This window comes from Falsiroseomonas oleicola, from assembly GCF_019029495.1.
In the GTDB taxonomy this organism is placed as follows: Bacteria; Pseudomonadota; Alphaproteobacteria; order Acetobacterales; family Acetobacteraceae; genus Falsiroseomonas; species Falsiroseomonas oleicola.
This window is the reverse complement of the sequence record NZ_JAERQM010000006.1, coordinates 58,788-71,375: the sequence shown is the minus strand read 5'-3', so window position 1 is coordinate 71,375 and position 12,588 is coordinate 58,788. Positions and strand designations below refer to the sequence as shown.

Genomic DNA, 12,588 nt, shown 5'->3' with positions numbered 1-12,588 from the left:
GCGTCAGGGACTGGGCATTCCGTCTTCCAAGCACTCGCGGACCCGGCCACATGTCTCGGTCAGGTGCGATCCTGCCCAGCCCTGCCACTTATTCCAGGCAGGCGGCGCGAGGGACGGGATGACAAAGACATGGGGCGCATAGGCTACGCCAGACAGGCGCGCCTCGATGCGCCGGTGGCTCAATGCGGCGTGCCGATCGGCTGGGGGGCTCGGCAACTCGCAGCCGAGAATCCGGGACAGGTTCTGCACCGTGCCCGCGCCGTGGGCGATGAGGATCGGGGGACGGATGATCGCCAGGATGGTCTCGAAGATCTTGGTGCCATTGGCACGACCCTCCTGGTTCTCCGGCCGCGCCAGATCACCGCTCATCGGCGTCGAGAAGCATGTGACGTTGGTCTGGAGGACATCCGCGACACCAGCCTCGGCAAGGCAGGCCATCAGCCGGTCGATATTGCGCCTTGTCGGGCTCGGGCCGCTGTCGCGTACAGCGTCATCGTACAGTGAGCGGCAGGAGGCGCCGTTGCGATTGAACAGGCCATCCAGGTAGGCTTCGTGGTCGAGCCCCGGGCGTTGATGGATCGTCTTCGCCGAGTTCCGGCCGATGATGAAGACTTTTGCCTCCGCCGGATTGCGCATGTCCGTCATCCAAGGCCGCGGATACTGGCCCTGGATGGGTCGCGTCAGCGGACGTAGGGCGGCTTCAAATGGGCTCATGGCACTGTCATCCACCATCCAGAGCCCTCACGCCTATTCCAGCCGCGCCCCCGCCGGCACCGCCATGCCCCGCAGCACCGCCGGCCGTTCCCCCATCCGCGCGAACCACGCCGCCAGATGCGGGGTCGGCGCCAGCGTCCGGTCGGCCCAGCCATGCTTCGCCACCCAGGGATAGGCCGCGATATCGGCGATGGTGCAGCCGGCGCCGGCGAGATACGGCACCTCGCCCAGCCTTCCGTCCAGCAGACGATAGACGCGCTCCACCAGCGCGGTGGTATGCGCCCGCGCCGCCTCCGGCTTCTCCGGCGCCAGCTCCGTCCAGTGATGCGCCTGGCCGGTGAAGGGGCCGAGGGAGGTCAGCGCCACCATCAGCCAGGACAGGGTGGTGGCCCGGTCCTCGCCTAGCAGCACGCCATGGCGCTCCGCCAGATGCAGCAGGATGGCGCCGCTTTCGAAGATGGCGCGCCCATCCTCCACCAGGATGGGGATCTTGCCGTAGGGGTTCAGCGCCAGGATTTCCGGCGCGAACTGCTGCTTCGCGCGGATGTTCACGCCGGTCACGGCATAGTCCAGCCCGCATTCCTCCAGCATGATGGAGACACGCTGGGAATTGGGCGTCGCCCATCCGTAGAAATGCCGCATGGCCTGATCCTTCGTTTGCGCGAGGCTGCCCGGCTGGGGCAGCCCCGGCAAGACCGGCTCAGGCCGCGCGCTTCTCCCGCGCATTCCGCAGCAGGGCGATGCCGCGATAGATGCCGTGCACCATTTTCGAATAGGGCAGGGCCACGAACAGGGCCAGCACCAGGCCCAGATGCAGCACCAGCATGATGCCCATGGCGCCGGTATGCCGCACCACCAGCAGCAGCAGCCCCGTGGCGCCGATCAGGAACAGCAGGCCGAGCATGGCGTATTCGCCGCCCATCAGCTTGCGCGCCACCGGCACCGGATCGGTGATGGTCTTCACCACGATCAGCCCCGCCGTGCCGATGCACAGCAGCACGCCGCCCCAGGTGCCAAGCTGCACGGGCAGGGAGAAGAAGGCATGCGGCGAGTGCCAGCCGAAGATGTGGTGGTAGATCGCGCCCGTCGTCGTCGCCGCGAAGCACAGCATGAAGCCGTAGAACATGGACTGGTGCAGCCAGCGGCGGTGCTGGGCGAAGCTGTCGTCCAGGTCGTTGCAGCCATGCCCACCGCCGCCGAGGTTGCGCAGCGTCAGCACATCCACCGCCGCTTCCGCCGCCGGCGCCGGCTGGAAATTGCCGCCCATGCCCCCCGTGGCGCGCCAGTAGCGGATGGCGCCCATCGTCATGGCGAGGATCGCGAACAGAAAGCTGCCGCCGGCCAGGATATTGATCAGCCAGAGCGGGATGATGCGGAAGAAGGCGCCCGTGCCGGTCTGCGCGCTGAACAGCACCGCCGGGTCCTTGATGGCGACGCTGAGGATCAGCGCCAGCATCACGAACAGCGTCGCGAGCCCCGCCACCAGCGTGCCGTTGCGCTCGAACAGCCGGCCCGCCCCCGCCGGCCAGGCATATTCGGCGTAGCTTTCCTGCCGGATGGTCGCGAAGGTCGCCGGGATATTGATGCCGAAGGCATGCGGCGGGGCGTATTGGCAGGCGTGGTAGCAGCCCTTGCAGCCATGGCAGAGATTGGCCAGGTGGGTCAGGTCCGCCTTCTCGAATTCGCGCCGCGCGGCCATGGCCGGGAAGACGGCGCAATAGCCCTCGCAGTAGCGGCAGGCATTGCAGACCGCCATCTGGCGGCGCGCGTCCTGGTAGGCGTCGCTCTCGATCTCGGTCGCTTCCTGCAGCAGCAGGTCGAGCTTGCTCATTTCAGTTGCGGACATGGCGCGCCGCTCCTTCACCGGCCAGCCGCCCGAAGACGGTGCCGAGGGTCATCCCGAAGCCGGCGAGGTAGCCCTGGCCGAGGATATTGCCGGACATGATTTCCCCACTCGCGAACATATTGGCGGAGGGCTTGCCATCCGCCATCAGCACGCGGGCCTGGTCGTTCACCTTGACGCTGAGGAAGGTGAAGGTGATGCCGGGGCGCAGCGGGTAGGCGTAGTAGGGCGGCGTGTCGATGCGCCGCGCCCAATGGCTTTTGGGGGGGCTCAGCCCCTCCGTGCTGCAATCGTCGGGCACCATCGGCTTGAAGGTGCCGGGGCGGACGGCGGCGTTGAAATCGGCCACTACCTTTTCGAGCTTGTCCGCATCGAAGCCCGCCATCTGCGCAATCTCGCGGATGCTGTTCGCCTTGTAGGGCGGATAGACGGACGGCAGAAAATTCATCACCGCCTTGCTGTCTGTGACGGCCAGCGCGATCTGGCCGGGCTGCTGGGCGATCAACCGGCCCCAGATGGCATAGCGCTTTGGCCAGACATCCTCGCCCTCGTCGTAGAAGCGCTCGACATTGCGGTTCACCACCAGGCTGAACGGCACGCAGTCCAGCCGCATGGCGAGGCCGCCATCCTCCATGGGCGCGCGGGCGTCATTCGCCACAGCGTGGAACTGGGTGGGATCGCCCACCTGCTGCACGCCCTGGGCCAGCAGGTCCTTCAGCACCGTGCCCTGGGCATAGGGGGTGCCGCGGATCTGGAAATTGTCGGCGGCGTCGCCCCAATACTCCCGCAGCCAGTTGCGGTTGGCCTGGAAGCCGCCGCTGGCCGCGACCAGCGCCTTGAAGCGGATGCGCTGCGGGAAGCCGCAATGGGAGATCACGGCCTCCGTCGCATGGCCTTCCTCGACCTGGATGTGCTGCACCTCGGTATCCGTCAGCAGCACGATGCCGAGTTTTCCCGCTTCTCGGTACAGCGCATTCACCAAGGCCTTGCCGCCGCCGAGGAAGAAAGCGTTGGTGCGGGACAGCGACAGGGTGCCGGAGAGCGAGGGCTGGAACACCACGCCGCAGCTCGCCAGGAAGTCCGGCGCGTGCTGGCTGGCGCGGATGCACATCCGGGCCAGATCCTCATTGGTCTTGCCGGCGGTGACCCGGTTCAGGTCGTCCCAGTACTCCTCCTCCAGATAGCTGTCGGTCAGCACATTGGTCGGCCCCGGATGCAGGGCGCGGAGGTTGCGGGTGTGGCGGGAATTGCCGCCGCGGAGCGGGGGCGGGGAGGCCTCGCAGAGAATCACCGAGGCGCCGGCCCGGCGCGCGGTGATGGCGGCGCAGAGCGCGGCATTGCCGCCGCCCACCACCAGCACGTCATAAGTTCGGGCGAAATCCGGCATGCGCCACGTTCCCCTTTGTCTTCGCGCTGTCTTGTATCCACTCGTATCCAGTGATGTCCAGATGGATGTTCCATCCGGGAGGGGCGCTGCGCTACATTCACCCCATGGACCTTCCGCCCCCGCCCCGTGACCTCGGCCAGGAAGCCTATGGCCGTATCCGCGCCGCCATCCGCGAAGGCGCGCTCGCGCCCGGCATCCGGCTGACGGAAACCGACCTCGCCGCCCGCTTCGGCGTCTCCCGCACCCCGGTCCGCCAGGCGATCGCGCGGCTGGAGGCCGAGGGGCTGCTGACGCATGAGGCGCGGCGCGGCCTGACCGTGACCCAGCCCGACCACCAGCAGGTGGTGGAGCTGTATGTGATGCGGGAGGTGCTGGAGGGTGCGGCCGCGCGCCTCGCCGCCCAGCATGCCAGCCCGACCGAGATCGGCGCCATGGCGGAGCTGGTGGCCGGCGAGCCCGCTCTGTTCGACGATGCCCGCGCCCTGGCGGAGACCAACCAGCGGCTGCACGGGTTGCTCTATCTGGCCGCGCATAACCGCTACCTGCTGCGCAGCCTGGAACAGATCTCCGCCACCATGGCCCTGCTGCCCAGCCTGCTGACGGTGGCCGGGCGCGCCGAGCAGGCGCATGCGGAACATCTGGCGATCCTGGCCGCGCTGCGGGCACGCGACGGCGACGCGGCGGAAGCCGCCAGCCGCGCCCATGCCCAGGCCGCCCAGCGGCACCGGCTGGCCTGGCTGGTGCGGACGGTCGGCGTGCCTTTCGCCGCGCCGGGGGCGGATTGAGCGCCCCACTGGCCTGACGCCCGGCACTGCGGCACCATTATGCTGCGCAGGATTCCGGCGGGGGTCGGCCAGCGCCGAGGGGACCTGCCGCAAGATGGCACCTGAGGATTCGAAGGCCGCGGGCCGGTTCGACCGGCCGCGGATACTGTCGCTGGCTGCGGTCATCGGCACCGCCGCCATTTTCGGCCTGACCTACAGCCTGCTGGCGCCGCTGGTGGCCCTGAACCTGGCAGGGCGCGGCCTGGGCGAGACGATGATCGGCCTCAATGCCGCCATGCATGCCGTGGGGGTTCTGCTGATCGCCCCCTTCCTGCCGCGCCTTGCCGCACGCTTCGGGGTGCGGGCGATGATCATTCTCGCATTGCTGCTCTCGGCCTTCCTGCTGCTGCTGTTTCCGGTGCTGCCTTTCCTCTGGGCATGGTTCCTGCTGCGCCTGGGCATCGGCGCGGGGGCGGAGGTGCTGTTCGTCCTGACGGAAAGCTGGGCCAGCGAGCTGAGCGACGAGGCGACGCGCGGGCGGATCATGGCGACCTATGTGGCCATGCTCTCGCTGGGCTTCGCAGGCGGGCCGATGATCCTCTCCATCGCCGGGCATGACGGCATGCTGCCCTTCCTGCTGGGGGCGGCGGCGGCGCTGCTGGCGCTGCTGCTGATGGCGCATCCCGCGATACTGAGCCCGAAGATGGGCGCGCGTGCCCATGGCAACCCGCTGCGCTTCATGCGGCTGGCGCCCGTGGCCATGTCCACCACCGCCCTGAACGCGGCCGTCGAAACCGCGGGCCTGTCCTTCCTGGCGCTCTATGCCATGCGGCTGGGCTGGGATGAGCGTGGCGGCACGCATCTGATCACCACGCTGATGCTGGGCGCCATCCTTCTGCAACTGCCCATCGGCTGGCTCTGCGACAAGATGGACCGGCGCCGGCTGATGCTCTGGCTTGGCAGCGCTGCCACCCTCGGTGCCCTGGCCTGGCCCTTCCTGCTGGACATGCCCTGGCTGGCCTATCCGGCGCTGTTCCTCTGGGGCGGGATCTTCGTCGGCATCTATACCACCATGCTGGTCGTGGTCGGCGCCCGCTTCCGCGGCGCCGAGCTGGTGGGCATCTACACCGCCATGGGGCTGTTCTGGGGGGCGGGCGCGCTGCTCGGGCCTTCTCTGGCCGGGCTCGCGCTCGATCTCACACGGCATGGGCTGCCGGTTTTCGTCGCACTGGCCTGCGGTGCCTTCACGCTGTTCCTGCTGCGGAGCAAGGAAGCGCCGCGCCTCGGTGAAAGGGATTAGGCCGCGAAAGGCGGTGGCCCGGCGGCTTCAGCCCCTGGCGCGCCGGATCGCCGCCGTCGCCATCGCATCCAGCGCATTCAAAAACCGCGACTTGTCCGCCCCCGCCATGGCCGGCGGCCCGCCGCCCATGCCCATCTCCCGCAGATGCTGGGACACGGCGCGGCCGGCCATGGCGCTGCCGATATTGTTCTCGGTCCAGGGATGGCCCCGAAAATTCAGGGCGAAGGCGCCCTTGGCCAGGCAGCGGGCGGCCAGCGGGATGTCGGCGGTCAGGCAGATATCGGTGGGCGTCGCCTCATCCGCGATCCAGTCATCCGCCTTGTCCGCGCCATCCGTGACGATGACGATCCGCGTGCGCCCGCCCGGCGGCCGGATCGGGCGGGACCCGTTGGAGATGAAGATGGTCTCCAGGCAGAGCCGCCCCGCAACGCGCAGAACTTCGTCGCGGACGGGGCAGGCATCGGCGTCGACCAGGAAGCGCGGTTCGATCATCGCCCCTGCGTAGCGGGCGGCAGCTCCACCGCATAGGTCTCAAGCGCCGGGACGCTTCGGATCATGCGGCGCTCCACCATGAATCGCGCGAAACGTTCGTAGCGGTTGCGGTCCAGCGCGCCGGGGCTCAGCGAGAAGCGATTCGCGGTGCTGGCGAAGGCGCGGCGGTTCAGCTCGTTGTCCAGCTCCCGCCGCGGTCCCGCGATGAACATGCGCCAGGATTCCTCGGGGTTGTTCACCAGGAAGTGGGTCGCGGCCTCCGTCGCATCGATGAAGCGGCGCAGCAGCGGGTCCTGGGCGCGGTCGCGATGGGCGATGTAGATCAGCTCGTCATAGGCCGGCATGCCGTACTGCTCGGGGAAGAAGGCGCGGCCGGGGCGGTTCTCGATGTCGAGCTGGTGCAGCTCGAAGTTGCGGAAGCCGCCGAGGATGCCGTCCACCTGGCCGGACATCAGGGCGGAGGACAGGCCGAAATTCACGTTCACCAGCCGGATGTCGGCGACGGTGAGGCCCACCGTCTCCAGCATCGCGCCCATCGTCACTTCCTCGAACCCGGCGACGGAGTAGCCGATGCGCTTGCCGCGCAGGTCGGCGAGACTCCGCACCGGCCCGTCGCGCAGAACGGTCAGGGTGGAGAGCGGCGTCGCCACCAGCGTGCCGACGCGCATCAGGGGCAGGCCCTGTTCCACGGCCAGGTACAGGTTTTTCTGGTAGTAGACGCCGATATCGCCGCGCCGCGCGCCGATCAGCCGCGGCGGGTCGTTCGGATCGGCCGGCGCGATGACCCGCACATCGAGGCCGGCGCGGGCGAAGTCGCCACGCTCCTGCGCGATGATGATCGGTGCGTGGTCCGGGTTGATGAACCAGTCGAGCAGCACCGTCAGCGGCGCCGGCGCGGGCTGCGCCAGGGCGGCCAGGGGAGCCAATAGCGGCGCCAGCAGCAAAGCCAGCGCGGTGAGAAGGCGCTTCATGTCGTGACCTTTTCGGTGAGAAGGGAATCGGGCTGCCAGGGAATGGCGCGGCGCAGCAGCCAGTCGGTGGCGAACCACAAGGCGAGCGCCATCAGCATCAGCACGAAGAGCGCCGCGAACATCACATCCGTCTGGCTGCGCCCATTGGCGTGCAGCATCAGGTAGCCAAGGCCCGCGGAGGCTCCAACCCATTCGCCGACCACCGCGCCGATCGGCGCGACGGCGGCGGCGACGCGCAGGCCGGAGGCGAGCGAGGGCAGCGCCGCCGGCACGCGCATCCGCCACAGCAGGGCGAAGCGGCTGGCGCCCATGGTGGCGGCGAGGTCGAGCATGCCGGGCTCGGTGCGCCGCAGCCCGTCATAGAAGGCGGTGGCGACGGGGAAGAAGATGATCAGCGTCGCCATCGCCACCTTGCTGGCGATGCCGAAGCCGAGCCAGAGCGTCAGCAGCGGCGCGATGGCGAAGACCGGGATCGCCTGGCTGATCAGCAGCAGCGGCAGCAGCCAGCGCCGCCCCTCCTGCCAGGCCACCAGCACCAGCGCGGTGGTGATGCCGAGCAGCGCGCCCAGCGCCAGGCCGAGCAGGATCTCCGAAGCTGTGATCAGGGCATGATTGAAAATGCTGTCCCAGCGATCGAGCAGGGCGAGTGCAACGCGGCTCGGCGCCGGCAGCAGGAAGGGCGGCACCTCCGTCAGCCAGACGAAGCCCTGCCAGAGCAGCACCAGCCCGAAGGCGGCCAGAAACCCGCGGATCATGCCACCGCCTCCGACAGGCGCTCGAGCAGCGCGGCCTGGGCGGCGAGCAGCGCCGGATCGCCGGCCGGGCGAGGGGGCGCGCCTTCCGGCACCGGCACCGCCACCGGCACGGCCGGCGCGCCCGTCAGCACAAAGATCTGGTCGGCGAGGCGCAGCGCCTCCAGCGGATCATGCGTCACCAGCAGCACGGTGCGGCCGGCGAGCAGCCGGGCGGAGAGCGACTGCATGCGGTGCCGCGTCGGCGCATCCACGGCGCTGAAGGGCTCGTCCATCAGCACCATGGGCCGGTCTTCCATCAGCGTGCGGGCGAGGGCCACGCGCTGGCGCATGCCGCCCGAAAGCTGCGCCGGACACTTTTGCGAATCGGCGGGCGCCAGCCCGACCTCGGCGAGCATGGCCCGCGCCCGGGCCAGGTCCGGCGCCTCGCCCCGCAGATGGGCGCCGAGGGTGATATTACCGAGCACGTCGCGCCAGGGCGCCAGCAGATCCTGCTGCGCCATATAGGCGATGCGGCCGGGCAGGGGGGCGCCATCGGTGGCGGTGACGCTGCCGCCCGCCGGCACCGGCAGCAGCCCCGCGACCAGCCGCAGCAGCGTGGACTTGCCGGAGCCGGAGGGGCCGAGCAGCGCGGTGGTGCGCCCAGCCGCGACGGCGAGATCAAGCGCCCCCAGCACAGGCAGCCCCCCCAAGGAGAGGCCCCGCGGCAGCACAATACGGAATCCGGGTGAATCGAGGCCTTGCACGACACCGTTCCCTTCGCCGGCATGACCCGGATCAGGTTCGTGGGGTCGCGGGGACTGTCCCGCCTCTCAGCCCCCTATGGGCTCCCCCCGATGACGGGACCTGTATGCGATGGGCGGGCGCCCAGGGCAAGAGGGGTGCCGCAGGCCCGATCTCGTCCCCGCCACCCGCATCTGTAGCCTTCGGAACACTAGTAAGCTTGGCCTACAAGTATCTGATTTACAAAGAAAAAATTTGACGTCGTGGATCGCGGACGGTAGATCGGCGCCATGACCCCCGCCGCCATCACCATCCTCGCTTTGGGCATGTCCGTGGATGCCTTCGCCGCCGCGCTCAGCCGGGGCGCGACCGGGCAGCGCGTGCGGGTGACCGAAGCGCTGCGCACCGGCGCGGTCTTCGGCGCGGTGGAAATGGCGACCCCGGTGATCGGCTGGTCGGCCGGCCTGCTCGCCGCCGGCCGCATCGCCGAGTTCGACCATTGGGTGGCCTTCGTGCTGCTGGGCCTGGTGGGCGGCCACATCCTGCTCAGCGCGCTGCGGCGCGCGCCCGATGCGCCGGCGCCGGCACGCTCCGGCTGGATGCTGCTGGCGATTGCCTTCGGGACCAGCATCGACGCCATGGCGGTCGGCGTGTCGCTCGCGGTGCTGGACGTGAATATCTGGCTGGTCGCGCCGGCCATCGGGCTGGCGACCTTCATCATGGCCACCGGCGGCATGCTGACCGGCCGGCTGCTGTCCAGCCGCATCGGCCGGGTGGCGGAGCTGGTGGCCGGCGTGGCGCTGATCGGCCTCGGCACCTCCATCCTGCTCCAGCATCTGGGCGGCTGAGCGAAACCACACCATCTTGGGCGGGATGCACAGCGCCCTCCCCCTGCTCATCGGCTCCGAGATCTATCGTGGCTCCAGCTACGGACCGAAGCATCCGCTGGCGATTCCGCGAGTCTCCACCACGCTGGATCTGATCCATGCCATGGGCTGGGTAGCGCCGGAGCAGTATCGCGACAGCCCGCGCGCCACGCCAAAGGAACTGCTGCGCTTCCACACGCCGGACTATATCGCGGCGCTGATGGCCGCCGAGGCGACGCAGCAGGTGGACCCTGTCCACCGCGAACGCCACCGCATCGGCGCCGATGGCAATCCGATCTATCGGGAGGTCTTCTCCCGCCCCGCCACCAGTGCCGGCGGGGTGATGCTGGCGGCGGAGCTGACGCGGGATGGCGGGGTGGTGCATGTGCCGGGCGGCGGCACGCATCACGGCCAGCCGGACCGGGCCAGCGGCTTCTGCTACGTCAATGATGCGGCGCTGGGCCTGTACCGATGGCTCGACCTGGGCCTGACCAATATCCTCTACCTCGATATCGACGCGCATCACGGCGACGGGGTGGAGCACGCCTTTGCCCAGGATCCGCGGGTCTTCACCGTCTCGGTGCATGAGGCCGGGCGCTGGCCCAATACCGGCCCAGCGGAGAACCGCGCCGGCGGCCATGCCCGCAACCTGCCGGTGCCCGAGCAGTTCAACGACAGCGAGATGGATTTCCTTCTCCGCCACGCCATCCTGCCCATCCTCCGCCAGCGCCGGCCGCAGGCGGTGATGCTGCAATGTGGCGCGGATGCGATCCTGGAAGATCCGCTGTCGCGCCTGGCTTTGACCAATGCGGCGCATCGCGGCGTGGTGGCGGCGCTGATGGGGCTGGCGCCAAGGCTGATCGTGCTGGGCGGCGGCGGCTACAATCCCTGGTCGGTGGCGCGCTGCTGGGCCGGGGTCTGGGCGACGCTGAACCGGCTGCCCGTCCCGCCCCGCATCCCGCCGGCCGCCGAGGCTGTGCTGCGCGGCCTGGCCTGGACCCGCGCCGCCGGGCGCAATCCACCGGAGCACTGGTTCACCTCCATCGCCGATTCGCCCCGCCCCGGACCCGTGCGGCCGGAGATCCGCACCCTGGCGGCGAGGACGCTGGAGGATCTGCCCGAACCGCCTCCCGCGCTCGCTGAAACCGATGCTAGGATCACCGCATGATCACACGTCGCCCCCTGCTTGCCTCCCTCGGCCTGTTCGCGGCCGGCCATGCCCTGGCCCAGCCCGGGGTGGACCAGCCCCAGCCGAAGCTGCCGACCGAGCCGCTGGTCATCGTCACCCGCGACGGCACCCGCCATGCATTCCAGGTGGAGATGGCGGTCAGCCCCGACCACCAGATGATCGGCCTGATGTTCCGCCCGAGCGTCGGCGCCAATGAGGGCATGCTGTTCGACTGGGGCGCGCCGCGCGAAAGCAGCATGTGGATGCGCAACACCATCGCCGCGCTGGACATGGTCTTCATCGCCGCCGACGGCCGCATCCACCGCATCGCCGAACGCACCGTGCCCTACAGCCTGACCCCGGTGGATAGCCGCGGCCCGGTGCGCGCCACGTTGGAACTTCAGGCCGGAATCACCGAGAAGCTGGACATCCGCGTCGGCGACCGCGCTTTGCACCGCATCTTCGGCAATGCGCCCTGAGGCTTGCGCGCATGTCTTGTGAGCATGTCTTGCGAGCATACCTTGCCCTGGGGCGGCCGCGCCCGTAGTTATCCGCCATTCGGGGTGTGGCGCAGCCTGGTAGCGCGCCTGTTTTGGGTACAGGAGGTCCTCGGTTCGATTCCGGGCACCCCGATCCTCCGGCTTCCTTGACAGCCATGCGCCGGTCGCGCTCTATCCGCCCCGCAGAGACGCGTCCGGCATTTGGGGCGTCCGTTGAGGATGCCAGCGCAAATTCCCTCCATGGTCAAACACAAGTCCGGCGGCTGGCTCGAATCCATCAAGACGGTGGTCTATGCGGGGCTGATCGCCATCGGCATCCGCACGGTGGCCTTCGAACCCTTCAACATCCCGTCCGGCAGCATGATCCCCACCTTGCTGGTGGGCGATTACCTGTTCGTGTCGAAATATTCCTACGGCTATTCGCGGCATTCCATGCCGTTCAGCCCGAACCTGTTCGAGGGCCGCATCTTCGGCAGCCTGCCGGCCCGCGGCGACGTGGCCGTGTTCAAGCTGCCGCGCGACAACTCGACCGACTACATCAAGCGCATCATCGGCCTGCCCGGTGACCGCATCCAGGTCCGCGCGGGCGTGCTGTTTGTGAATGGCCAGTCCGTGCGGCGGGAACTGATCGGCCCCTTCACCGTGGATGGCGACGGCCCCCGGCTGGTGGTGCGCGAGTATCGCGAGATCCTGCCGCCGCAGGCGGGGGTGGAGCCACACGCCCACTACATCCTGGAAATGTCGGACGACCAGCCCTTCGACAATACCGACGAATACCGGGTTCCCGCCGGCCATGTCTTCGCCATGGGTGACAACCGCGACAACAGCCTGGACAGCCGGGCCCAGAATGCGGTGGGGTTCATCCCTGTCGAGAATCTGGTGGGCCGCGCGGAATTCATCTTCTTCTCCGTCGATGGCTCCGCCCGCTGGTGGGAGGTCTGGGCCTGGCCAATGGCAATCCGCTGGAGTCGCCTGCTCAGCGCGGTACGGTGACCACGCCGGACGAACTGCGCCCCGATCCAAGCCGCATCGAGCGCACCCAGCGCCGCAAGGACCGGAACCAGGCGCGGCGTGAGGCGGAGGCGGTAACCACCCGCGCCGGGCATGA

At 69.1% G+C, this 12,588-nt stretch carries 14 protein-coding genes, 1 tRNA gene and 1 riboswitch; of the genes, 7 read left to right on the top strand and 8 right to left on the bottom strand.

Annotated features, from left to right (window positions below; all coding sequences use genetic code 11):
- Positions 1-3: 3 nt before the first annotated feature.
- The 4 genes from JJQ90_RS19255 to tcuA all read right to left on the bottom strand — a co-directional run bounded on the left by JJQ90_RS19255 (position 4) and on the right by tcuA (position 3,944).
- Entirely contained in the window at positions 4-636 is a 633-nt protein-coding gene (locus JJQ90_RS19255; protein ID WP_216877889.1) for a hypothetical protein, read from the bottom strand.
- 111 nt (positions 637-747) lie between these two features.
- Positions 748-1,356, bottom strand: coding sequence for a glutathione S-transferase family protein (locus JJQ90_RS19250; protein WP_216877888.1), 609 nt, complete (start codon positions 1,354-1,356; stop codon positions 748-750).
- Between the two features lie 58 nt (positions 1,357-1,414).
- On the bottom strand, positions 1,415-2,560 hold the full coding sequence (tcuB, locus tag JJQ90_RS19245) for a tricarballylate utilization 4Fe-4S protein TcuB (RefSeq protein ID WP_216877887.1): 1,146 nt from the start codon (positions 2,558-2,560) through the stop codon (positions 1,415-1,417).
- The gene (gene tcuA / locus JJQ90_RS19240) at positions 2,547-3,944 is read right to left on the bottom strand and encodes an FAD-dependent tricarballylate dehydrogenase TcuA (protein ID WP_216877886.1); all 1,398 of its coding nucleotides are present in this window, start codon (positions 3,942-3,944) and stop codon (positions 2,547-2,549) included. The genes tcuB and tcuA overlap by 14 nt, the downstream gene beginning before the upstream one ends.
- 104 nt (positions 3,945-4,048) lie before the next feature.
- Between tcuA and JJQ90_RS19235 the strand changes: the two genes are divergently transcribed.
- Together JJQ90_RS19235 and JJQ90_RS19230 are read left to right on the top strand one after the other, a co-directional pair.
- Positions 4,049-4,729 carry a GntR family transcriptional regulator gene (locus tag JJQ90_RS19235; protein WP_216877885.1) on the top strand — a complete coding sequence of 227 codons (681 nt, stop codon included), beginning with the start codon at positions 4,049-4,051 and terminating at the stop codon, positions 4,727-4,729.
- Positions 4,730-4,823: 94 nt separating this feature from the next.
- On the top strand, positions 4,824-6,008 hold the full coding sequence (locus tag JJQ90_RS19230; protein ID WP_216877884.1) for an MFS transporter: 1,185 nt from the start codon (positions 4,824-4,826) through the stop codon (positions 6,006-6,008).
- A gap of 27 nt (positions 6,009-6,035) precedes the next feature.
- Here the strand turns inward: JJQ90_RS19230 and JJQ90_RS19225 are convergent, their stop codons facing one another.
- Genes JJQ90_RS19225 through JJQ90_RS19210 form a run of 4 tightly spaced genes read right to left on the bottom strand, consistent with a single transcriptional unit; the run spans position 6,036 to position 8,915 of the window.
- Positions 6,036-6,500: a YaiI/YqxD family protein gene (locus JJQ90_RS19225; protein ID WP_216877883.1), complete on the bottom strand. Its 465-nt coding sequence runs from the start codon at positions 6,498-6,500 to the stop codon at positions 6,036-6,038.
- The gene (locus tag JJQ90_RS19220) at positions 6,497-7,471 is read right to left on the bottom strand and encodes an ABC transporter substrate-binding protein (RefSeq protein ID WP_216877882.1); all 975 of its coding nucleotides are present in this window, start codon (positions 7,469-7,471) and stop codon (positions 6,497-6,499) included. The genes JJQ90_RS19225 and JJQ90_RS19220 overlap by 4 nt, the downstream gene beginning before the upstream one ends.
- Positions 7,468-8,226, bottom strand: a complete 759-nt coding sequence (locus tag JJQ90_RS19215) for an ABC transporter permease (protein WP_216877881.1) — start codon at positions 8,224-8,226, stop codon at positions 7,468-7,470. Before JJQ90_RS19215 ends, JJQ90_RS19220 begins: the two co-directional genes overlap by 4 nt.
- Complete coding sequence (locus JJQ90_RS19210; RefSeq protein WP_230410816.1) at positions 8,223-8,915, bottom strand: ABC transporter ATP-binding protein; 693 nt, start codon at positions 8,913-8,915, stop codon at positions 8,223-8,225. Before JJQ90_RS19210 ends, JJQ90_RS19215 begins: the two co-directional genes overlap by 4 nt.
- Before the next feature lie 44 nt (positions 8,916-8,959).
- A riboswitch (TPP riboswitch) is annotated at positions 8,960-9,067 on the bottom strand.
- 169 nt (positions 9,068-9,236) lie between these two features.
- Here JJQ90_RS19210 and JJQ90_RS19205 point away from each other — a divergent pair.
- The 5 genes from JJQ90_RS19205 (at position 9,237) to lepB (ending at position 12,473) form a co-directional block, all read left to right on the top strand.
- On the top strand, positions 9,237-9,794 hold the full coding sequence (locus JJQ90_RS19205) for a manganese efflux pump MntP (RefSeq protein ID WP_216877879.1): 558 nt from the start codon (positions 9,237-9,239) through the stop codon (positions 9,792-9,794).
- Positions 9,795-9,819: 25 nt separating this feature from the next.
- Positions 9,820-10,980, top strand: coding sequence for an acetoin utilization protein AcuC (locus JJQ90_RS19200; protein ID WP_216877878.1), 1,161 nt, complete (start codon positions 9,820-9,822; stop codon positions 10,978-10,980).
- Complete coding sequence (locus JJQ90_RS19195) at positions 10,977-11,459, top strand: DUF192 domain-containing protein (RefSeq protein ID WP_216877877.1); 483 nt, start codon at positions 10,977-10,979, stop codon at positions 11,457-11,459. The genes JJQ90_RS19200 and JJQ90_RS19195 overlap by 4 nt, the downstream gene beginning before the upstream one ends.
- An 80-nt stretch (positions 11,460-11,539) precedes the next feature.
- A tRNA-Pro gene (locus JJQ90_RS19190) sits at positions 11,540-11,613 on the top strand.
- 107 nt (positions 11,614-11,720) lie between these two features.
- Complete coding sequence (gene lepB, locus JJQ90_RS19185) at positions 11,721-12,473, top strand: signal peptidase I (protein ID WP_216877876.1); 753 nt, start codon at positions 11,721-11,723, stop codon at positions 12,471-12,473.
- Positions 12,474-12,588: the final 115 nt, after the last annotated feature.

Bases quoted from the DNA above. Each gene is read 5' to 3' on its own strand.
- JJQ90_RS19255 (WP_216877889.1), bottom strand. From the start codon at position 636: ATGCGCAATCCGGCGGAGGCAAAAGTCTTCATCATCGGCCGGAACTCG.
- JJQ90_RS19250 (WP_216877888.1), bottom strand. From the start codon at position 1,356: ATGCGGCATTTCTACGGATGGGCGACGCCCAATTCCCAGCGTGTCTCC.
- tcuB (WP_216877887.1), bottom strand. From the start codon at position 2,560: ATGTCCGCAACTGAAATGAGCAAGCTCGACCTGCTGCTGCAGGAAGCG.
- tcuA (WP_216877886.1), bottom strand. From the start codon at position 3,944: ATGCCGGATTTCGCCCGAACTTATGACGTGCTGGTGGTGGGCGGCGGC.
- JJQ90_RS19235 (WP_216877885.1), top strand. From the start codon at position 4,049: ATGGACCTTCCGCCCCCGCCCCGTGACCTCGGCCAGGAAGCCTATGGC.
- JJQ90_RS19230 (WP_216877884.1), top strand. From the start codon at position 4,824: ATGGCACCTGAGGATTCGAAGGCCGCGGGCCGGTTCGACCGGCCGCGG.
- JJQ90_RS19225 (WP_216877883.1), bottom strand. From the start codon at position 6,500: ATGATCGAACCGCGCTTCCTGGTCGACGCCGATGCCTGCCCCGTCCGC.
- JJQ90_RS19220 (WP_216877882.1), bottom strand. From the start codon at position 7,471: ATGAAGCGCCTTCTCACCGCGCTGGCTTTGCTGCTGGCGCCGCTATTG.
- JJQ90_RS19215 (WP_216877881.1), bottom strand. From the start codon at position 8,226: ATGATCCGCGGGTTTCTGGCCGCCTTCGGGCTGGTGCTGCTCTGGCAG.
- JJQ90_RS19205 (WP_216877879.1), top strand. From the start codon at position 9,237: ATGACCCCCGCCGCCATCACCATCCTCGCTTTGGGCATGTCCGTGGAT.
- JJQ90_RS19200 (WP_216877878.1), top strand. From the start codon at position 9,820: ATGCACAGCGCCCTCCCCCTGCTCATCGGCTCCGAGATCTATCGTGGC.
- JJQ90_RS19195 (WP_216877877.1), top strand. From the start codon at position 10,977: ATGATCACACGTCGCCCCCTGCTTGCCTCCCTCGGCCTGTTCGCGGCC.
- lepB (WP_216877876.1), top strand. From the start codon at position 11,721: ATGGTCAAACACAAGTCCGGCGGCTGGCTCGAATCCATCAAGACGGTG.